This window comes from Burkholderia sp. YHN3-13, from assembly GCF_055810675.1.
This window is the reverse complement of the sequence record NZ_JBVVNQ010000002.1, coordinates 249272-269999: the sequence shown is the minus strand read 5'-3', so window position 1 is coordinate 269999 and position 20728 is coordinate 249272. Positions and strand designations below refer to the sequence as shown.

Sequence of the window (20728 nt, the reverse complement as noted above, 5' to 3'; positions counted from 1 at the left end):
TGCAGTTCATGGCGCGGCGACAAATGCGCGCAACGATTCCGCTTCCGACGCACATATGTCCATGGCACGCAGGAAGCGAATCCTGGATTCTCAACCCCCATCGGGAATTCAGGAGCCCTGAGCGGACATCCATGCGGCTGTGCACCGGCCCCGAGTGGATGTCCGCTGATTTTTTTGTATTGCCGGATTTTCACGCGCCGCCGCCGTGCCTGTCACGCCGCGGCACTCGTTTCCCCGGGCCGCAGCGCGCGCGACAGGTCGTAGTGTCTGGCCGCACCGTAGCGTGGCGAACCGAAATGCCAGTCGTAGTTGCCGCGGATGTACGAGCGCGCGCCTTCGAGCAGGCGCAGCGACGTTCGATCGTCGGTGCGCGCCCGCACGCGGGCCTCCAGTTCCAGATAACGCATCAGATACCCGTTGTGGATCGCGGCCGCCGCGTCGAGCGCGGCTTGCGGCGCGAGGCCGCGCTCGTGCATCAGGACGCAGACGAGATTGCTGCTCGATTCGCCGGCTTCCTTCGGATACGAAAAGATGTCGTTGCAGAGGCACAGGATCAGGCCGGACAGCTTGCGCAGGCGCCGGACCTCTTCGTCCGCATAGAATGCGACGGGCGCTTCGTAACCCGCCGCGATGTCGATCAGTGCAAACGCGCCTTCGCCGCATCCGTTGTACGTGCGGCCGGAAAGGTATTCGGCCTCGCCCGGCACGACATCCGTCGCGTAGCGGCCGGCCTCCCACAGCGTCGAAAACAGGAACGTCATCATGCCGGCCGTCCAGCGTGCGTATTGCGCGGTCGTGGACGCGGCCGCGATGCGCGTGCAGATGTCCTGCGTCGCGCGTTGCAGCGCGGGCAGGAACGCGGCCATGTGCGGCAGGCGCGCGGCCAGCGCATCGCGCAGCGGCGCCGGATCGTGACCGGCCGGATCCGCGATCATCTCGTACAGCCACAGGTAGAGCGCCCCGAGATCGCCCGGCGAGCGGGCGACGCCATGCAGGCTGCACAGGCCGTCGTCGATCGAGAAAATCCAGCCGTACGCGCGGGTCGCCGAGCACAGGCCGTCGAAGGTCGAGTACGCATAGACCCGCGCGCAGTATTCGCCGATCTTGCCGTGACGGATGCCGCTGGCCCAGCGCGGATCCTCGAGCAGGCCATGACCGTTCATCCAGGCCTGCAGGTCGGCTTCGGCGCGGTCGGCGTCGGGGTGCACGGGCGTCCGGAACGGGTGAAACAGGTGCGGAAGCACCAGCGTGGGCGCGGCGGCAACGGTTTCGACGGCGGACATGGCGTACCTCGCGGATAGCGGGTGACAACGGGTGTCGTGAAGGGAGTCCGGCTTACTTGCCGAACCGGCGCGCGCGCTTGCCGTACGCATCGATGGCCTGATCGAAATCGTCGCGTCCGAAATCGGGCCAGCAGGTCGGCGTGAAATAGAACTCCGAGAAGGCGGTTTGCCAGAGCATGAAATTCGACAGGCGCTGCTCGCCGGACGTGCGGATCACGAGGTCCGGCTCGGGCTGGCCGGCCGTACAGAGCCGGCTCGCGATCATTTCCGGGCTGAGTTGCGCGAGCAACTGATCGACGGTGCCGGCCGCGACGTGCTCCTCGATCAGCGACCGGATCGCATTCAGCAGGTCGAGGCGGCCGCTGTACGCGACGGCGATGTTGACGTCGAGCCCGCGCGCATCGGCCGTGCGTCGTTGCGCGGCGCCGATCCGTTCGGCCGTGTCGGGCGGCAGCTTCGTCAGGTCGCCGATCACGTGCAGGCGCCAGCGGCCGCTGGCGGCGAGCTCGTCGAAAACGTCGGCGATCACCGCGAGCAGCCCGCGCAATTCCTCGGCGTCGCGGTTCAGGTTTTCGGTGGACAGCGGCCACAGCGTGACGAACGGGATGGCGGCTTCCTCGCACCACGACAGCAGCGCATGCACGTTGCGGCCGCCGGCCCGGTAGCCGTCGGCGGTCGGCAGGCCGAGCCGGTCGGCCCAGCGCCGGTTGCCGTCGAGGATGACGGCGAGATGCGTGGGCAGCGGCTGTGCCGCAACGCTCGGTACGGCGGGCGAATCGATGGCGAATGTTTCCGGCGCGCGCACAATCAGCTCTTGAGTCATGGCGACTCCTTCGAGGCGGGAAGCGATCGAAACGTCAAACAGCAGGGGGATTGTTATGCCAACTTCCGTATGTCGGCGTGGGGATGAATGTTCGCGCCGATGCGACCGCCCATTATTGGCCGATATATTCCGGATTTTCAAGTTAACGACGTGCGCGCAATCGCGGTGCGTCGGCCGTGCGGCCGGGCGGGCATTGCACCGCGGCGCATGGATCTCCGATCCGATTCGGTGCAGGCGATTTTCCAGCCTGATGTCTTGTCGAAGCCGTCATTCCGGCCCGCGTTTTTCGCGCGTTTCGATTTCTTGAATAAACCGGAAATTAAAAAATAAAAACGAGGCAACCGACAGGCGGCCGAGGGCGGCGGAAACGATTCCGATGCGCCGACCGCGTGTTGCCGCTCATTGCCGCTTGCCGCGCGCCACTTCGTCGCCGGCGCCGGGCGGCAGCCGCCGCGTGATCGGAATCGACGCGAACGAGCACAGCCCGACCACCAGGAACGCGGGCCAGAAATCCGACCACATCATCTTCTGGTGGCCCTGCAGCCAGTGCGACACGTGCAGCACGAGGCCGGCCACCGTCACGCCGAGGCCGAGCGACATCTGCTGCACGACGCTGCCGAGGCTCGTGGCACGGCCCGCGTCGCGCGGCGAGATGTCCGCGTAGATCATCGAGTTCAGGCTCGTGAACTGCAGCGCGGGGAAGATGCCGCCGACGAGCACGATCAGCCAGATCGCCCAGGTCGCCATGCCGGGATGGAACACGCCGTACGCGGCGATCGCGAGGCCCGCGAAGGCCGCGTTGTAGATCAGCACCGTGCGAAAGCCGAAGCGGCGCAGCGTATGCGTGGCCGTCGAGCGGCTCACCGCGCCGCCGAGCGCGGACGCGCACGTGATGAGCCCCGAATGGAACGCGCTCATGCCGAGTCCTTCCTGCAGCGCGAGCGGCAGCAGGAACGGCACCGCGCCGAGGCCGATGCGGAACAGCGACCCGCCGACGACGCTCGCGTGATACGTCGGGATCTTCAGGAAACTGAGATCGAGCACCGGCCGTTCCTTGCGGCGCGCATACGGCACGTAGAGCGCCAGCATCGCGGTGCCGGCCACGCACATGAGGAGCGCGTTCGAGCGCGACGTGAGCGCGCCGTCGATCAGCGTGAGCCCCATCAGCAGCAGGGCGGCGCCGCTCGCCGACAGCAGGAAGCCGAACCAGTCGAGCGGCCCGGGATCGGGCTCGTGCGTGTTCGCGATGTGCTTGCTCGCGAGATAGATCCCGTAGAGGCCGATCGGCACGTTGATGAAGAAGATCATCCGCCAGTGCAGGTAGGTCGTGATGAAGCCGCCGACGAGCGGTCCGACCGTGGGCCCGAACAGCGCGGGAATCGCGAGGTAGTTCATCGCGCGCACGAGATCGGAGCGCGGCACCGCGCGGAAGATGATGATGCGGCCGACCGGGACCATCATCGCGCCGCCGACGCCCTGGATGAAGCGCGCGAACGTGAGCACGCCGAGCGAGTTGGAGGCCGCGCACATCAGCGAGCCGACGACGAAGATGCCGATCGCGGTGCGGAACACGGAGCGTGCGCTGAAGCGGTCGGCGAGCCAGCCGCAGATCGGAATGAACACGCCGAGGCCGACCACGTAGGCCGTGATCGCGATGTTCAGTGTGACGGGGTTGTGCCCGAAGTCCCTCGCCATCGCGGGCAGGGCGGTGACGATGATGTTCGCGTCGACGCTTTCCATGAACAACGCACAGGCAACGATGAGCGGTGCTAGAAAGACGGGCGACATGGGCTGGGCGCGCGGTAAAGACGCCATTATGCCCACAATGTGACCGTTGCGTCACGCATGACAACAGTTGTTCCGCATGTTGCAACAGTCGTCCTTTTCGGCCGGATGCGCGGAAGGAACGACCGCGCATGCGTGCCGATTTCTTTTGACGGTGGGCACGTGCGTTTCTAGAATATGAGCGTTTGCTCATATTCGAAGCTCGCCTGCCCGCCATGTCCGGATCGTCCTCGCGTATCGCGCTGTCGCCCCGCAAGGCGCCGCGCCAGCGCCGCTCGGCGGCCACCGTCGACGCGATCGTCGAGGCCGCTGCCCGCATTCTGGAGCGCGACGGCTTCGACGGTTACACGACGAACGCCGTCGCCGCGCTGGCCGGCGTGAGCATCGGCTCGCTCTATCAATACTTCCCGAATCGCGACGCGCTGACGGCCGCGCTCGTCGAGCGCGAGAGTGCGCATCTGCTCGACGACGTCGACCGGGCGGCCGCGCTGTCGTCCTGCGACGACGTGCTGCGCGCCTTGGTGCGCGGAGCCGTCGCGCACCAGATGCGCCGGCCGGTGCTCGCGCGGCTGATCGATTTCGAGGAAGCGCGGCTGCCGCTCGGTGTGCGTGCGGCACGCGTCGCGGACCGCATCCACGCGACGCTGCTGCATGCGCTCGGCTTGCGCGATGCGCCGCGTGTCGCCGCGCCCGACGTCGTCGCGCACGATCTGCTGGCGATCGTGAAAGGGATTGTCGACGCGGCGGGCGCCCGCGGCGAGACCGATGCGGCGGCGCTCGAGGCGCGTGCATCGCGGGCCGTGCGCGGTTACCTGCGCGAGTCGCGCGAATCGAAACTTGCTTGATGTGCGCGTTTCGTGCGACAGTCGGACCGACTCGCACCACCACATGACGCGTATCGATCGAGGGCCATCGAGACGAACGCGCGCGCGAACGAGACCCCTTGCCGATCCATTCACCATCGAAAGGAGGGGACACGTCATGACGCCACGTCGTGCCGCACCGATTGCAACTCGCTTCCCGGTTCATCTCTCGTCACGCGCTGCGCCACCCGCGCCGCGTCTTCGCTGGGCGGCCACGCTGGCCGTCGCCTATCTCGCTGTCGCAGGCTGCGCCGCGCAGGCCGACAACGCGAACCAGGCCGCCGCGCAAGCGGCGGGCCAGTCTCCGGCCGCGGCCGCCACCGCCGCGGCACCCGCCGTATCGGGCACGCTGCTGCCGCCGCCGAGCCAGCTCTACGGCGACCTGTTCGTCGCGGTGCAGACCGCGCAGATCTACCCCGACCAGAAGACCTTCGTCGACGCGACGCCCGATACCGATCCCGCGACGATCGTGCAGTTGTATCAGCAACAGAAATCGCAACCGGGCTTTTCGCTGAAGACGTTCGTCGGCCAGCACTTCACGCCGCCGCCGGAAAGCGGCGTGACGCCGCCGCCGAACCAGACGCTGCGCCAGCACATCGACTGGCTGTGGCCGCAGCTCACGCGCACGAGCGTCACGGTGCCCCAATACGGTTCGCTGATCGCGATGCCGAAACCGTATGTCGTGCCGGGCGGCCGCTTTCGCGAAGGCTACTACTGGGATACCTATTTCACGATGCTCGGCCTGCAGGTGTCGGGACGCGAGGATCTCGTCGACAACATGCTCGACAACTTCGCATATCTGATCGATACGATCGGCCACATCCCGAACGGCAACCGGACGTATTACGCGAGCCGCTCGCAGCCGCCGTTCTTCGCGTACATGGTCACGCTCGCCGCGCAGGCCGAAGGCGACAGGGTCTACCAGAAATACCTGCCGGAGCTGCGCAAGGAACACGCGTACTGGATGCAGGGCGAAACCACGACGCCGCGCGGGCAGGCCGCGCGCCACGTGGTCGCGATGCCCGACGGCGCGGTACTGAACCGCTACTGGGACGCGAGCGACACGCCGCGCGACGAGTCGTATCTGGAGGACGTGACGACCGCGAAGTCGGCAACCGGCCGCCCGGCGAACGAGGTCTACCGCGACCTGCGTGCGGGCGCCGAAAGCGGCTGGGACTACAGCTCGCGCTGGTTCGGCGACGGCAAGACGCTCGCGACGATCCGCACGACGTCGATCGTGCCGGTCGACCTGAACAGCCTGATGTTCCATCTCGAGACGACGATCGTGAAGGGCTGCACGGTCGCGCGCGACATGGCATGCGTGATCGATTTCTCCGGGCGCGCGGCACGGCGTGCGGCCGCGATCAACCGTTACCTGTGGAATCGTCACGGCTATTACGGCGACTACGACTGGCAGTTGCGCAAGCCGCGCGACGGCGTGACGGCGGCCACGCTGTATCCGCTGTTCGCGGGCGTCGCATGGCCCGAGCGCGCGAAGGCGACCGCGCGCGAAGTGCGCAAGACGCTGCTGCAACCGGGCGGGCTCGCGACGACGACCGAGAACACGGGCCAGCAGTGGGATGCGCCGAACGGGTGGGCGCCGCTGCAGTGGATCGCGATCGACGGGCTGCGCCGTTATGGCGAACCGGCGCTCGCGAAGGACATCGGCACGCGCTTCCTGTCCGACGTGAAGCATGTGTATGCGACGGAAGGCAAGCTCGTCGAGAAGTACGTGGTCGAAGGCGCCGGCACGGGCGGTGGCGGAGGCGGTGAATATCCGCTGCAGGACGGGTTCGGCTGGACCAACGGCGTCACGCTGAAACTGCTCGGGCTGTACGGCGAGTAATTCGCGGCGCGGCACACGAGCAAACGGGCCGGACGGTCGCGCGAGCGGCCGACCGGCCCGTGTTTTCATGCGGCGCGCATCAGAACGTGATCGTCGTGCGTACGCCGACCACCGTTTCGTCGCCGATGCGCGCGCCGGCCGCGTTCGGGTTCGGGATGCCGCCGCCCGGGCGGAAGAAGTGCTGCAGGTCGGCCTGCAACTGCCACCACGGCGTGACCTGGTACTGGTAGGTCGCTTCGACGACCGTCTCCGCGCGACGCACCGGATAGCCGGGCGTCGTGTACACGCCGGTATCGCCGTCGAGGCCGCGCGCATGCGAGCCGATCTTCGCGTAGCCGATCGCGATGCCGGCGACGTCGTTATCGCGTCCGGCGAACGGCGCCTTCAGCGTCACGCCTGCGTTGGCCGCGAAGTCGACGACATTGCGGTCGCCGGGTGCGCCCGTCACGCGTGCGAACACGCCGAGCGCGCGCGGGCTGTTGGCCGACGGCCGCCACACCATCTGGTCCGCGACCGCATAGAACCCGTAGTTGCCGCGATGCGTGGCGGGCGTGCCGTGACTCGCCGGATCCGCGAGCGACAGGCCGTCGGTGCCGTAACGCGGGTCGTTCGCGTGCTGCGACTGATACCAGAAGCCGAGCTTGTACGTGCCGGGCAGGCCGACGGGCTGCGGCGCCTTCGGATCGGCCGGCGGCGCGTTCAGCGCGTACTGCACCTCGCCGATCACGAACGCACCGCTGCGCAGGTTGAAGTGGGTGCCGTGCGCGTTCAGCACCTGCGCGTCGCCGTCGGTGCGGCCGGCCGGGTTGCCGTCGAACACGCCGATCATCGCGGTCCACGCGTCGGCCGGCTTCACGCGCAGGCGCACGCCGAGCGACGACAGCGGATACGCGGGGCCGCCGGCCGGCAGGTCGGTCGACGGCAACACGGGCCAGCCGAACGTCGCGTTCATGAACGTCGACGCGTTCTGGCTCACCATGAATTCCTGGTCGACGCTCTGCTGGCCGACCTTCACGTCGACCTTGCCGTCGAGCAACGACTGCTGGTACCAGAGCTCCCACAGGCGCGTGGTCGAGTTCGCTTCGATGCCGGTCGCGGTCTGCAGTGTCTGCAGGTAGCGCTGCGTGAGGTTGGTGCCGTGGATCTGCAGCCCCGACACGTTGAACGTGCCGCCCGGCAGGCCGATCGCCTTGCCGGTATCGACGTTGAAACCGAATTGCGTGAGCCCCTGGTACGCGCCGCCGCGATGCGTGCCGCCGGACGTGTTGTACAGGTACTCGCTGGTTTCCTGCAGGCTCAGCGTGACGCCGTGATCGCCCAGCAGGTCGCGCAGGCCGCCCATGTCGCCGAGCAGGTTCGAACGCTCCCAGAAGCCGGTGGGGGCGGGCGCGGCGGTATCGGCGGCCTGTCGTGCGGGCGCGGCGGCGTCGCTGGCGCCGGCTGCCGGTTCGGCCGCGGCCGGTGACGACGCCTGCGCGAACGCGGGGGTGGCGGCAAGCGACAGCAGCAGCGTGGCGAGCGCATTGACGCGGCGCTTGCGCGGGACAGGTTCGAGGTGATTCTTCATGCGGATTCCGTTGATGATTTGATTAGCTAGACTGAATAAATGAAGGCGCGATGCGGGAAATGCGACGAGACGATCGCGCGGCGTTCCAGGGCGAGTGGTACCGCCGCGCGGCGACGGGATTACGGCAGCCAGCCGCCGACGCGCCACACCTGCGCGAAGCCGAGGCGCGAGGCGGCCGCGCACAGCAGCGCGGCGAGCGCGACCGCGGCCGCCATCGCGGCGACCAGCACGCAGTCGAGCGGGCGTGGTGCCGCGGGCACGTGGGCGAGCGCGATGCCGCGCCAGTTGCTGAACGCGTGGGCGAGCGGCGAGAGGCCGGAAACGAATGCACGGTCGCACGCGACGTGGGCGATGCGCTTGAGTCTGAGCGCGAAGGATGGAAAGAACATGACGCTGCCTCCGTCCGGTCCGGCAAACGCCGGACGACGTGATCGAGCGCGGGCGCATGACGCAACCTGCGATCGGAGGGTGGAACGTAACGGAGCGTGCGACTGGCGAGGCGGCGATGGCCGGCCCGGGAGGAAGCGCGCTAACCCGACGAATGCGAGCTAGCGGCGAAAGACATGCGTCTGGCTGCTATCTCGCGATGGCTTGGCCGGCCTGGACCGGCATCGAACTGCAACTAGAGCATGTGTCCACGGGGGGACTCCCTTGATGAATTGGGGCGGATTGTAGTCGCGACTTTTGCTGCGGCGCAAGCAAAAAACGCACGAAAGATGACGTCCGTGGCCTGCGCGTCGCAACGGACCGCGGTCGCGCGGCAGCGGCCTGGCGGGGGCCGGAAGCGCACGCGGCGGGATACTCTGTGCCGTTGCGCGCACGCATCGCCGCCGGAGTGCATCCTGACGCGCTGAAAGGTTTCGGTGCGCCATTTCAAGGGCAAATCTTTCAGCGGCGAAACGCGGGGAATTTATTTCGGGAAATGGGGTTGGGAGGGGTTGACTTCACTTTCGGGCCGTCCATAGAATCCGCCATCTTCACTCTTGGGGCCGCCGCCTTGGACGCCTGCAGTAGTCGATCTTCGAACGAAATTTCCGCCTGAGCGACCGACGTCCGCGCCTCATCGAAGCCGCCGTTTGTCTCCCGGGCAAACGGTGCGCGCAGCAGCATTCCGCAGCAAATTCCTACGTGCACCCTGATTCGCGCCGGTTAGCGTGATGCGTTTTCGCATGCGTTGGCCGGTTTCACCGCCGCCTGGCAGGCGGCCGCGTTCGCGCGTGCCTTTTCCCGGCTCGCGAATGGCGGCCCGCCGGCCTGACGGCGGTCAACCGTGTTTTCCGGAACACCGCACAGGAGCCGCCATGAACGACAGTGACAGTTGTCCCTTATGCCCGTTGCACGCACCGACCCTTTTGAACCCCGGTCGCAGGGACAATCCGGCCGACTAGCCTGACACGTCGTTCAGGCCCCGGACTGGCCCCGCGCCCACGACGCGGCCGGCACGCCTGCCGTCGCCGCACGGAGCCAGACCATGAACTTCGGCCTTCTGCTGTCGAACCTTCCGCACGTCACGGAATCGCGCAACCAGTACGACGCGATGCTGACGCTCGACGCCCGTCCGCGGGTGTTCTCCCGCCTGCTGAACCAGCTGAAATCGTTGATCCACTGAAGGAAGCGCCGAGCGCGCCTCGGCATGCGCACGCGTGGCCGCCTTCGGGCGGTCGCCCCGTGCGCATTCCAAGGTCACACGCTTATCGAATCGCATAACCCTTAGCCGTACGGAACACATCATGTCCACGCCATCCAACGTCTCTCCACCGATCGCCGCCGAACGCAGCGCCGTGCTCGACGACGCCCACCTCGGCGACATCCGCGGCGCACTCGGCACGATCCCGCACCACGACACCGGTGCGCGCGGCACGTGGTGGGCGCGCCTGCGCACGCTGCTCGCGATCATCGGCCCGGGCCTGATCGTGATGGTCGGCGACAACGACGCCGGCGCATTCGGCACCTACACGCAGGCCGGCCAGAACTACGGCACGACGCTGCTGTGGACGCTGCTGCTGCTCGTGCCCGTGCTGTACGTAAACCAGGAAATGGTGCTGCGCCTCGGCGCGGTCACCGGCGTCGGCCATGCACGCCTGATCTTCGAGCGTTTCGGCAAGTTCTGGGGCGCGTTCAGCGTGATCGACCTGTTCCTGCTCAATGCGCTCACGATCGTCACCGAGTTCATCGGCATCACGTTCGTGCTGGATTTCTTCGGATTGCCGAAGGTGGCCGGCGTGTGCGTGGCCGCCGCGCTGACGATGGCCGCGGTGAGTACCGGCGATTTCCGGCGCTTCGAGCGGTTCGCGATCGGGCTGTGCGTGATGAGCCTGCTGCTCGTGCCCGTGCTCGTGTCGATCCATCCGAGCGTCGCGCAGATGTCGCGCGATTTCTTCGTGCCGAACTGGCCCGCGCACGCGAAGCTGTCGGACGTGATGCTGCTCGTGATCGGCATCGTCGGCACGACGGTTGCGCCCTGGCAGCTGTTCTTCCAGCAGAGCTACGTGATCGACAAGCGCATCACGCCGCGCTTCATGAAGTACGAGAAGGCCGACCTGTGGATCGGTATCGCGTTCGTGCTGGTCGGCGCGGTGGCCATGATCGGCTTCAGCGCCGCGCTGTTCAGCGGCCATCCGGAAGCCGGCAACTTTACCGACGCGGGCGGCATCATCGCGGGCCTGGAGAAGTATGCGGGCCGCACGAGCGCGACGCTGTTCGCGATCGCGCTGCTCGACGCATGCATCATCGGCGCGGCGGCGGTGTCGTTGTCGACCGCGTATGCGATCGGCGACGTGTTCAAGATCCGCCACTCGCTGCATCGCGGCGTGACCGACGCAAAGGGCTTTTATCTCGTCTACTTCGGCATCGTCGCGGCGGCGGCCACGCTCGTGCTGATCCCGGGCAGCCCGCTCGGCCTGCTGACCGAAGCCGTGCAGACGCTGGCCGGCGTGCTGCTGCCGAGTGCCACGGTGTTCCTGCTGGTGCTGTGCAACGACCGCCAGGTGCTCGGCCCGTGGGTCAACTCGACGAAGCTCAACGTGTTCACGGGCGCGGTGATCTGGGTACTCGTGCTGCTGTCGATCATCCTGACCGCGTCGGTGATGTATCCGGATATCAGCGGCGAAGCGATCGTCGACGTGCTGGTGGGCGGTACCGTGCTTGCGATCGCGGGGTATCTCGCGACGGTCCTGATTCGCCGCAACAAGCGCGTGGTGGAGCCGGGTGTCGACCGGTCGCTGCGCGATACGTGGCGGATGCCGCCGCTCGACACGCTCGAGCCGCAGAACATGACGCTCGCGACGCGGATCTGGATGGCCGTGCTGCGCGGCTATCTCGTGATCGCGGTCGGGCTCGTGATCGTGAAGGTCGTGCAGATGACGCTGCTGACGTAACGTCGCACCGCAACCCGCGCATGCCGGCCCTCGAGGCCGGCATGCGCGTTTACGCGTTCGAATTCGCCAAGCGGCGGCGCCGCGCTCAGATCAATTCGAGCTTCGACGTCAGGTACGTGAGCTGGATCCGGTTCGCGACGCCGAAGCGCTTGCGCAGCTTGCGCAGGTGATAGTCGACGTTGTGCGCGCTGGTGTCGAGGCGCCGGCCGATCTCCTTGTCGGATGCGCCTTCGGCAATGCCGAGCAGCAGTTCCTGCTCGAACGGCGTGAGCCCGTTCACCGCGCGCTCGCGCGACGTCGAGATCAGTTGCGGCGAGGCGAACTTGTGCACCGACAACCCGATCGACAATGCCTGCTCGATCGTCGCCGGCGTGATCCACTCGCGCGTGCGGCGCGGCGCGGTGAAGCTCATGAACGCGTGCAGCCGCGTGCCGGGCACGGCCATCGAATACATGATGCCGCTGCACATCCCGTCGTCCTGCATCGTCTGCAGGAAGCCGTCGAGCGTGGCGGGGCTTTCGTTCGGGCCGTCGTCGCGCTCGCGGTGCTCGCGGCGCAGCTGCTGCAGGTCCCACACGATCGGCATGTTGCAGACGCGCGCGCCGAGCGTGCGCGGATCGACGTCGTGATGGTTGTGCCGCACGTAGTCGCCGCGATAGGTGGGCGGCGTGAACGCTTCGTGCAGATAGAGGCTTTCGACGCGCTCGCGCGAGAATTCGAGCGCGAAGTACGCGAACGTCGAGAAGCCTGTCAGATGCAGCAGGCTCGTGACGATCCGGTTGCGCTCGGCCGTGCTCTGCGCGTGCGCGAGCGTATCGGCGACGCCGAGCTTCGGCGCGTGCGGCTGCGTGACGTCGCCGCCCTTCACGTCGTCGCACCAGACGACCTGCACGGTGCGCTCCCGGCGCGCATCCGCGCAGGCGCCCGACGCGCGCGGAAAGGTTGGGGCGACCGCTTCTTCATGCAATGCAATATCGGACATGAGCCATCCCTCGGAATCGACGCGCATCGCCTGGCGGCGGCCGTATCGTGAACGGCATTCGCGGCGGTGCGATCGAGCATCGTTTTGATATGCGCCGATCGTCATCCCTGACGAAACGCGGGGGCATTGTACAAAAATGCCTGTGTATGCGTAATATGCCGTAATACTAATTGCGGCGAAAGGTTCATGTTCGCGCGCGTATATTGACTACCAGAAAATCATAAAGAAAAGACCAGATCGTGACGGGGCGCAGTTTCATATATTGGGAAAGGGGCGGGCTCCTCATGACACATGCTGACGGCGCACCACGCGTCGAATGGTTCTCACATGCCGATATCGCGGCAGCGGCCGCTTATTCGAGCGAATATCAGGCAATCGAGCGCGACGTTTTTACCGGCATTCAAATCGGATCCGGTAAAACCGACCTTGCGCCAATCGATTTCGCGCAATGCCATGCGCGATTGCGGCAAATCGGTTTCAGTACGCTCGGTTACGGCGCCTACGAAATGATCGGGCGGCGCATTCTGTGCGCCCATCTGCTGCGCGATCTCGCGCCGGCAACGTTCATGCAGCCGTTCATCGAAGGGATGCTCTACGAGAGCGACCCGCGTTTCGCGCAGGTGCGGCAGAGCGGCTTTCCGGTCGCATGGCGGCTCGACGAGATCGAGGCGGCCGCGCAGGGCAGCGGCGACCGCAAGGTGCTGGCGCTCGCCGGCCATCTGCGTGCGCACGCGATGAACAGCGGCGTGATCTTCAGCCTGTCGGCGCCGCGTCTCGACCTGCGCGTCGCGGTGAACGTGACGTCGGAGACGCACGGCACCGAATGGATCGACGATCGCGTGATCGGCGGCGCGCTGGCGGTGAGCCTCGCCGTGCATCGCGTCGCGCTGCCGTTCCTCGAGGCGCGTATCGCACGCATGCGCGGTTTCGCGCTCGGCGACGAGCAGCAGCAGGTGCTCGATCGCCTCGTGCACGGGCTGTCCGACCAGGAGATCGCGAGCGCGCTGCGCACGTCGCTGCACAAGGTCGGCCATCACATCCGGTCGCTCGAGAAACTCTTCAACGTGCAGAACCGCGCGCAGCTCGCGTACCTCGCCGCGCGGCGCCTGTAACCCCGAAGCGGCACACCGCCGGCGTGCGCGCCGGCGGCCCGGCCCGCAATGGAAGCGGTTCCGGCGGCGCGTGCCCGAGCGTGCCGCCGGGTTTCGTAGTCCGATTCGATCGTCGCCGGAAAACGCGCTTTCGCGCTACGAGGCGCATCCCTTTTTCCATCGTTTCCCGTCGCTACACTCGTCCCATTCAACGGTCCGCGCGGCACGGGCAGGATTGCCCGTGCCGGCCGGCGATAACGACAGGACGACGGCACGATGGCTGAACCGAAGGCGCTCCCCCGCGACTGGCAGCGGTTGTTTTCCGCCGGCCGCGGCGTGTCCGGACCGCGTCTCGGGGGCGCATCGCCGCGCGCCGACCTGTTCATCGCGGTGTTCATCGTCGCGGTCGTCGCGCTGTTCATCCTGCCGCTGCCGCAGGCCGCGCTCGACGGGATGATCTCGCTGAACCTCGCCGCGAGCGTCGTACTGCTGACGGTATCGACCTACGTGCCGTCGGCGGTGAGCTTCTCGTCGTTTCCCGCCTTGCTGCTGTTCACGACACTGTTCCGGCTCGCGCTGAACATCGCGTCGTGCAAGCTGATCCTGCTGCACGCGAACGCGGGCCACGTGATCGACGCGTTCGGGCGGCTCGTGGTCGGCAACAACGTCGTGGTGGGCGGCGTGGTGTTCCTCGTGATCGCCGTCGTGCAGTTCATCGTGATCGCGAAAGGGTCGGAGCGGGTGGCGGAAGTCGGTGCACGCTTCTCGCTCGACGCGATGCCCGGCAAGCAGATGAGCATCGACGCGGACTTGCGCGCGGGCATCATCAGCGCCGACGAAGCGCGCGAGCGACGCGAGAAGCTGGAGCAGGAATCGCAGATGCACGGCGCGATGGACGGCGCGATGAAGTTCGTGAAGGGCGACGCGATCGCGGGCCTCGTGATCGCGTTCATCAACATCGTCGCGGGGATCGCGGTCGGCACGCTGATGCACGGGATGGATATCGGCCAGGCGCTGCAGCGTTACGCGATCCTGACGGTCGGCGACGGGATGGCGTCGCAGATTCCGTCGCTGCTCGTGTCGATCGCCGCCGGCATCGTCACGACCCGCGTCGCGACGCGCGATGCGCGGCAGCGCCAGCTCGGCGAACAGCTCGGCGAGCAGCTGGGGGCGCATCCGCGCGCGCTGCTGATCGCGGCGGTCGTGCTGGCCGGCTTCCTCGTCGTGCCCGGTTTTCCGAAATGGTCGTTCGCGCTGATCGCGATCGGCCTCGGCGTGTTCGCGTTCTCGCAGCTCAAGCGCAAGACGGCCGCGCCGAGTTTCAACCTGATCCAGATCGCGGGGCGCGTCGGCGCGGCCGACGACGGCCAGCCCGCGAAGGTGTCGCATGCGGCCGGCGTCACGTCGCTGATCGCGGTGTCGCTGTCCGACGACCTGCGCGCGAGCCTGAACCTCGCGCAGTTGCAAGCCGCGCTGTCGAGCGCGAAAGCGCGCGTCGATGCGGACATCGGCACGGTGTTCCCGCGCATCACGCTGAACGACGACGAAGGCGCGGCGGCCGGCACGTACCGGATCTATCTGCAGGACGTGCTCGCCGCGCACGGCGCGCTGAAGCCGGGCTGGCTGCTGTGGGACGGCGTCGCGCCGCTGCCCGAGCGCGCGGAGCGCCAGCCGGCCGAGGCATTCGGCCCGTTCGCGACGGCGCTGTGGATCAAGCCCGACGGCCCCGCGCCGGACGGCAAGTGGCTGTCGAGCGAAAGCGCGCTCGCCGCGCATGTCGAGCAGATCGTGCGCCAGCATGCGGACGAACTGCTCGGAATCCAGGAAACGCAGGCGCTCGTGCATCTCGTGCGCCGCGAGCATCCGGAACTCGTGGGCGAGCTGACGCGGCTCGTGCCGCTGCAGCGCGTGACCGAGGTGCTGCGCCGACTGCTGGCCGAGCAGGTACCGATCCGCAATTTGCGCGTGATCTTCGAAAGCCTGATCACGTGGGCGCCGAACGAACCGGACGACGTGATCGCGCTGGTCGAGCTCGTGCGCGTCGACCTGCGCCGGATGATTACCGACCGCCACGCGGGCACGACGCGCCAGCTGCGGGTCGTGCTGTTCGAGCAGAACCTGCAGGAGCGGATCGAGAGCGCGGTGATGCGCACCAAGCAGGGCAATTTCCTCGCGCTGTCGAGCGCGGTCAAGCAGGACATCGGCGAGCAGGTGCGCGCGATCGTGCAGGCCGCGCAGGCGGGCGGCGGCGGGCACGGCAATGCGCAGGGCGCCGTGCGGCTCGCGGTGATGGTCGCGCTCGGCGCGCGCCGCTACGTGAAGACGATCCTGCAGCCGGTCCTGCCCGACCTCGCGGTGCTGTCGTACCAGGAGGTCGAGGAAGACGTGCAGCTGCATACGGTCGGCTGGGTCAAGAACCCGCCGGACGACGGCACGGTCGGCGCGGGTGCCGGCGTGCGTGCGCCGGGAGCCGTGCAATGACGAGCTCGACGATCCTCGACCTGACGCGCCAGGCGCTGATGCTCGTGCTGCTGCTGTCGCTGCCGATCGTGCTGATCGCCGCCGTCACGGGCCTCGTCGTCGCGATCCTGCAGGCCGTCACGCAGGTGCAGGACGCCAACATCGGCATCGCGGTGCGGCTGATCGCCGTGATGGTCGCGCTCGTGCTGTTGTCGGGCTGGCTCGGCGGCGAAGTGCTGCGCTTCGCGCAGCAGGCGCTGGAACGCATGTTCGTTTCTTCCACAGGAGTCCTTTGATGCGTCGACGCGTCGCCTCGATCCGGTTTCAACCGCGCAGCCTGCAACGGGCCGCGCTCGCCATGTGCGCGACCGCGCTGCTCACGGCGTCGCTGTGCATGGCGCCCGCGCAGCATGCGCGGGCCGCGGACCTGCGTTGGCGCAACAAGCCGTTCACGATCGTCGCGAACGGCAAGAAGATCGGCGACTTCATCCGCGAGCTCGCGTCGTCGCAGGGCGTGACGGCGGTGGTCGACCCGAAGGTCGACGGCGTGATCAGCGGCCGCTTCTCGGGCACGCCGCAACAGACGCTCGACACGATCTGCTCGACCTACGGGCTCACGTGGTACTACGACGGCTCGTTCCTGTACGTCGATCCGGCCGATCAGTCGCAGACGCAGATGATCCCGATCCCGCCGAACGCAGCCGGTGAAATCGGCCGCGCGCTGCAGGCGATGCAGATTCCCGACAAGCGCTACACGCTGGTGATCAACGACCGCGCGAACAGCGTGTACGTGGCTGGCCCGCGCCGCTACGTCGAGCTCGTGCGGCAGGCGGTCGGCTCGGTCGGCGATCCGTCGGCGAACGGCGCGCATGCGGATATCCGCGCGTTCCGGCTGAAGTACGGCTGGGCGTCGGATTTCACGATCAACCGCTCGGGCAAGGAGGTGACGGTGCCGGGCGTCGCGACGATCCTGAGCCGCCTGTTCGGCAAGGGCGGCGGCACGAACGCGCTGCCGTCGAGCACGCCGCTCGGACAGGCCGCGCGCCAGGTGAAGCTGGGCTCGGGGCTGACGATCGCCGTGCCGCGGCTCGACTTCCCCGATATCGCCGGCGGCCCGCGCGCGGGCGGTTACGCGGGCGACAGCAGCGCAGGCGGCGGGCTTGCACCGTTCGGGAACGCCGGCGGCGGCGACACGCTGCCGCAGATCGTCGCCGATCCGGCGATCAACGCGGTGATCGTGCGCGACCTGCCGGAGAACATGTACCGCTACCAGTCGCTGATCAACCAGCTCGACGAGCGGCCGCGCATCGTCGAGATCAACGTGACGATCATCGACATCAACGAGGATTCGCTCGACAGCCTCGGGATCGACTGGCGCCTGCACACGACGCACGGCGACGTGCAGATCGGCAACGGCGCGAATCCGCTGAACGGCAACACGCAGTACAACGGCTCGGGCAATCCGCCGCTCACGTTCGGCGTCGGCACGTCGGAAACCGGGCAGACGGGCACCTTCCTGCCGACCGGCATCGCGTTGACGGCATCGATCGGCGGCTCGCTGCGCAACTACCTGCTCACGCGCGTGAACGCGCTCGCGCAGAAGGGGCAGGCGCAGTTGCGTTCGAAACCGAAGGTGCTCGCGCTCGACAACACCGAGGCGATCCTCGAGAACCTCACGCAGTTCTACGTGCAGGTGCAGGGCTACCAGGATTCGTCGCTGTACAGCGTGACGACCGGCACGAGCATCAAGGTGACGCCGATGATCGTCGACGAGGCGATCCGCAACGCGGCGGCCGTGTCCGGCAATCCGCAGAGCGTGATGATGTCGATCGACATCCAGGACGGCAACGTCGTGCAAGGGCAGGCCGTGTCGAACATTCCGGTGATCCAGCAGCGCAACATCGTCACCAAGTCGATGATCGACGAGGGCAAGAGCCTGCTGATCGCGGGTTTCAACGACGACGAGGTGAAGCTGAACAAGAGCGGCGTGCCCTGGCTGTCCGACATTCCGCTGATCGGCAACCTGTTCAAGTACACCGACAAGTCGGGCAACCACATGGAGCGGTTCTACCTGCTGACGCCGCGCGTGGTGACGACCGCGTCGATGTATGCGCCGGACGGCTCGCCCGTGAACCCGGGTGTCGACGCGCCGGCCGGCCAGGAAGGACTGTCGATGTACCGCCCGCCGGACAACGACGTCGCGGTGCCGCTGACGCCGAAGCCGCTGCCCGGCACGAAGTTCGGTCCGCCCGCGCTGCCGCCGCCGCAGGATGCGGCGGCGCAGCCCGCGACGACCGCAGGAGCCACTCCCCATGTCGACGAGCATCATTGATCCGCACGGCGACGGCGCATTGCCCGGCGGCGCGGGGGGCGGCGCGGCCGCGCTCGCGTCGCCGTGGAACCTGTGCTTCCTGAGCGGGCCGATGTACGGCCGCACGATGTCGCTCGCGCGCGGCGCGAACTGGGTCGGCACCGCGGCCGATTGCGAAGTGATCCTGCCCGATCGCGAGATCGGCGCGAAGCAGGTGTGCCTGCAGGTCGGCGCGCTCGCGGTGACCGTGCAGAACCACGGCGGCGAGACCGGCGCGGCGGTGCTGTTCAACGACGAACCGCTCGGCGCGGGGCGCCGCTCGCTGACGCCGCACGACGTCGTGACGGTCGGCTCGATCCGGCTCGGCATCGCGCGGCATGCGCAGGCGAGCGTCGCGGTGCCGGACGAAGCCGATGCGCCGGACGCCGCGCGCGAGGCCGCGTGGCTCGGCTGGCTCACGGGCGGCCTGCGCCGCCTCGGCAGCCGCCGGCTCGTGATCGCGCTGGTCGCGTTGTGGATCGGCGTGCTGCTCGGCGCGCTCGGCTACGGCTTCGTCGCGTGGTCGGGGCGCCTGCCGTGGCAGCACGAATCGGTGCTCGCGCGCACGCACCGGCTGCAGCAGCTGCTGCATGCGTATCCGGAGCTGGCCGTCGCGCCGCGCGACGACGGCGTGATCGTGTCGGGCTACGTCAGCGATCCGGCCGCGCGCGAACGCGTCGCGCAGATCGTCGCGGAGGTCGACAACGCGGCGCTCGGCAACATCTACGTGGTCAGCGACCTGGTGGCGACCGCGCAGACCTATTTCAGCGATACGGCGCTGACGGTGACATATCTCGGCCGCGGCCGGATCGAACTGACGGGCGCGGCCGCGCGCGCGCAGATCGAGCCGCGCATCCGCAACTACATGAAGGATGCGCGACCGGCGCTCGAAGTCGTCGATCACGTGCGCGATGCCGATCCGGCCGCGCCGCGCACGGCGACGACGCTGGGCGGCACGGCAGGCATTCCGGAGATCACGACCGTGTTCGCGGGCGACGGCGACCAGCGCTACATCGAGACGGCCGACGGCAGCCGCTATTTCGAAGGCGCGCGGCTGAAGGAGGGGGCGACGGTCGTGTCGATCGGCCCGGACGAAGTCGTGTTCGAACGCGGCGGCCAGCGCATCACGATGCCGCTCGGCGGCCCGTCGGCGCGTGCGCCCGAACAGGCGCCGGCGCCGCCCGTGGCACCGCTCGCGAGCGGCGCGGCCGCCGGGGTCGCGCAGCCGGTGCCGGGGCCGACGCTGTTGCCGGAGGCGGCGGCAACCGCGGCGGCATCGAAGGAGAAGGCGCACTAGCGCCGCGACAGGTCATGCGCATCGCGCGGCGCGCGGTGCGCGCATTACGCGAGGCGTCGCAGCGGTGCGGCGGCTCACGTCGCCGGCGGGGCATGGGGCCGCCGCCGGGAGGTGGATGAACTTCACTTAAAGGAGCACAACATGGGTACGCAGGCAGCAGGTGGTGCAACCAACACGAACCAGGTCCAGCAGCAGGCCGACGACCTGACCAAGACGCAGCTCGAACTGACGAAGATCAACTTCCAGGTCCAGCAGTCGACGGCGACGTTCGAAACCAGCAACGCAGTGACCGCGCAAGAGGGGACGGCGAACGCCCAGGTTGCGCAGCACCTGAGCTCGGCCGGCCGCGCATGACGCCGGTCGCCGGCCGTGCCGCGCGTGGCCGCGCGCCGGGTCTGCCCGAGCAGGGCGTCCGGCGGCGGATGCGTGCGTGCCGGCCGGTTTGTTCCGGGCTGGCCCGACCGATCCGGTCCGGCGTCGGCCACTCGAGGAGGGCATGAACATGTCAGTGACAGGCGTAGGCGCGGCGCCGCCGGGCGCGGCCGCGCTCGCGAGCGCCGCGCAGCAGCAAACGGGTGCGGCGTCCGATCCGGCGCAGGTGCGCCAGTTCGATGCGCTGATGCAGCCGGGGGCATCGGCGGCGGCCCCGCCGTCCGCGTCGGGCGTCGCGATGTCGCGCGCGCCGGCGGATGCGGCGCCGGCCGTGCAGATGACGCCCGCGCAGGCGAACCAGTCGTCGCTCGTCGAGCGGTTGCGCACCTACGGCAACGATCTCGATTCGCGGTACGCGAACATCGACAAGCATCGCAGCGAGATGCTGACGTCGATGGCGGACAGCCGTAGCGACCCGCTGATGACGATGGTGAAGGCGATGGACTTCCAGTGGACGGCGACCACCACGATTTCGGAATACCAGTTGAGCCTGTCGGTCGCGCAGGCGGCGAACGGCTTCACGCACACGGTGCTGAAGACGCAGGAGTGATGGCGCGCGTGGGCCGGATCCG

The 20728-nt window shown here is 68.0% G+C and carries 19 protein-coding genes; 12 read left to right on the top strand and 7 right to left on the bottom strand.

Features of this window, described 5'->3' with window-relative positions:
- Positions 1-212: 212 nt before the first annotated feature.
- Both AC0KUR_RS06120 and uppS read right to left on the bottom strand, forming a co-directional pair.
- A complete protein-coding gene (locus AC0KUR_RS06120; RefSeq protein WP_473375546.1) occupies positions 213-1283 on the bottom strand; it encodes a terpene synthase family protein in 1071 nt (356 codons plus the stop codon).
- 52 nt (positions 1284-1335) lie between these two features.
- Positions 1336-2106, bottom strand: coding sequence for a polyprenyl diphosphate synthase (gene uppS, locus AC0KUR_RS06115; protein ID WP_034189389.1), 771 nt, complete (start codon positions 2104-2106; stop codon positions 1336-1338).
- 87 nt (positions 2107-2193) lie between these two features.
- On the opposite strand from uppS, the gene AC0KUR_RS06110 reads away from it, so the two are divergent.
- Positions 2194-2436, top strand: coding sequence for a hypothetical protein (locus AC0KUR_RS06110; protein WP_226227753.1), 243 nt, complete (start codon positions 2194-2196; stop codon positions 2434-2436).
- A gap of 69 nt (positions 2437-2505) precedes the next feature.
- On the opposite strand, the gene AC0KUR_RS06105 is transcribed toward AC0KUR_RS06110, so the two are convergent.
- A complete protein-coding gene (locus AC0KUR_RS06105; protein ID WP_059556796.1) occupies positions 2506-3894 on the bottom strand; it encodes an MFS transporter in 1389 nt (462 codons plus the stop codon).
- Positions 3895-4106: 212 nt separating this feature from the next.
- On the opposite strand from AC0KUR_RS06105, the gene AC0KUR_RS06100 reads away from it, so the two are divergent.
- The gene (locus AC0KUR_RS06100) at positions 4107-4736 is read left to right on the top strand and encodes a TetR/AcrR family transcriptional regulator (RefSeq protein WP_301742183.1); all 630 of its coding nucleotides are present in this window, start codon (positions 4107-4109) and stop codon (positions 4734-4736) included.
- A 136-nt stretch (positions 4737-4872) separates the two neighbouring features.
- Entirely contained in the window at positions 4873-6600 is a 1728-nt protein-coding gene (gene treA / locus AC0KUR_RS06095; RefSeq protein ID WP_200086380.1) for an alpha,alpha-trehalase TreA, read from the top strand.
- A gap of 79 nt (positions 6601-6679) precedes the next feature.
- Here the strand turns inward: treA and AC0KUR_RS06090 are convergent, their stop codons facing one another.
- The 3 genes from AC0KUR_RS06090 to AC0KUR_RS06080 all read right to left on the bottom strand — a co-directional run bounded on the left by AC0KUR_RS06090 (position 6680) and on the right by AC0KUR_RS06080 (position 9277).
- Positions 6680-8167, bottom strand: coding sequence for a carbohydrate porin (locus tag AC0KUR_RS06090; RefSeq protein ID WP_473375545.1), 1488 nt, complete (start codon positions 8165-8167; stop codon positions 6680-6682).
- A 119-nt stretch (positions 8168-8286) separates the two neighbouring features.
- On the bottom strand, positions 8287-8556 hold the full coding sequence (locus AC0KUR_RS06085) for a hypothetical protein (protein ID WP_049035638.1): 270 nt from the start codon (positions 8554-8556) through the stop codon (positions 8287-8289).
- 499 nt (positions 8557-9055) lie between these two features.
- Positions 9056-9277, bottom strand: a complete 222-nt coding sequence (locus AC0KUR_RS06080) for a hypothetical protein (RefSeq protein WP_154233767.1) — start codon at positions 9275-9277, stop codon at positions 9056-9058.
- Positions 9278-9638: 361 nt separating this feature from the next.
- Between AC0KUR_RS06080 and AC0KUR_RS06075 the strand changes: the two genes are divergently transcribed.
- Together AC0KUR_RS06075 and AC0KUR_RS06070 are read left to right on the top strand one after the other, a co-directional pair.
- Complete coding sequence (locus AC0KUR_RS06075; RefSeq protein ID WP_167361904.1) at positions 9639-9776, top strand: hypothetical protein; 138 nt, start codon at positions 9639-9641, stop codon at positions 9774-9776.
- Positions 9777-9897: 121 nt separating this feature from the next.
- Entirely contained in the window at positions 9898-11544 is a 1647-nt protein-coding gene (locus AC0KUR_RS06070) for an Nramp family divalent metal transporter (RefSeq protein WP_226252636.1), read from the top strand.
- 85 nt (positions 11545-11629) lie between these two features.
- Here AC0KUR_RS06070 and AC0KUR_RS06065 read toward each other — a convergent pair whose 3' ends face one another.
- Positions 11630-12526 (bottom strand): helix-turn-helix transcriptional regulator, encoded by an 897-nt coding sequence (locus tag AC0KUR_RS06065; protein WP_226227746.1) that lies wholly within the window; start codon positions 12524-12526, stop codon positions 11630-11632.
- Between the two features lie 284 nt (positions 12527-12810).
- On the opposite strand from AC0KUR_RS06065, the gene AC0KUR_RS06060 reads away from it, so the two are divergent.
- The 7 genes from AC0KUR_RS06060 to AC0KUR_RS06030 all read left to right on the top strand — a co-directional run bounded on the left by AC0KUR_RS06060 (position 12811) and on the right by AC0KUR_RS06030 (position 20706).
- The gene (locus tag AC0KUR_RS06060) at positions 12811-13638 is read left to right on the top strand and encodes a helix-turn-helix transcriptional regulator (RefSeq protein WP_034189396.1); all 828 of its coding nucleotides are present in this window, start codon (positions 12811-12813) and stop codon (positions 13636-13638) included.
- Between the two features lie 255 nt (positions 13639-13893).
- Complete coding sequence (gene sctV / locus AC0KUR_RS06055; protein WP_226252635.1) at positions 13894-16098, top strand: type III secretion system export apparatus subunit SctV; 2205 nt, start codon at positions 13894-13896, stop codon at positions 16096-16098.
- Positions 16095-16373 (top strand): type III secretion system export apparatus subunit SctS, encoded by a 279-nt coding sequence (sctS, locus tag AC0KUR_RS06050; protein ID WP_473375544.1) that lies wholly within the window; start codon positions 16095-16097, stop codon positions 16371-16373. Before sctV ends, sctS begins: the two co-directional genes overlap by 4 nt.
- Positions 16373-18409, top strand: a complete 2037-nt coding sequence (gene sctC, locus AC0KUR_RS06045; protein ID WP_069706830.1) for a type III secretion system outer membrane ring subunit SctC — start codon at positions 16373-16375, stop codon at positions 18407-18409. Before sctS ends, sctC begins: the two co-directional genes overlap by 1 nt.
- Entirely contained in the window at positions 18390-19724 is a 1335-nt protein-coding gene (gene sctD / locus AC0KUR_RS06040) for a type III secretion system inner membrane ring subunit SctD (protein ID WP_034189399.1), read from the top strand. Before sctC ends, sctD begins: the two co-directional genes overlap by 20 nt.
- Positions 19725-19865: 141 nt before the next feature.
- The gene (locus tag AC0KUR_RS06035; protein WP_034180511.1) at positions 19866-20078 is read left to right on the top strand and encodes a hypothetical protein; all 213 of its coding nucleotides are present in this window, start codon (positions 19866-19868) and stop codon (positions 20076-20078) included.
- A 148-nt stretch (positions 20079-20226) separates the two neighbouring features.
- Positions 20227-20706 carry a hypothetical protein gene (locus AC0KUR_RS06030; RefSeq protein WP_034189520.1) on the top strand — a complete coding sequence of 160 codons (480 nt, stop codon included), beginning with the start codon at positions 20227-20229 and terminating at the stop codon, positions 20704-20706.
- Positions 20707-20728: the final 22 nt, after the last annotated feature.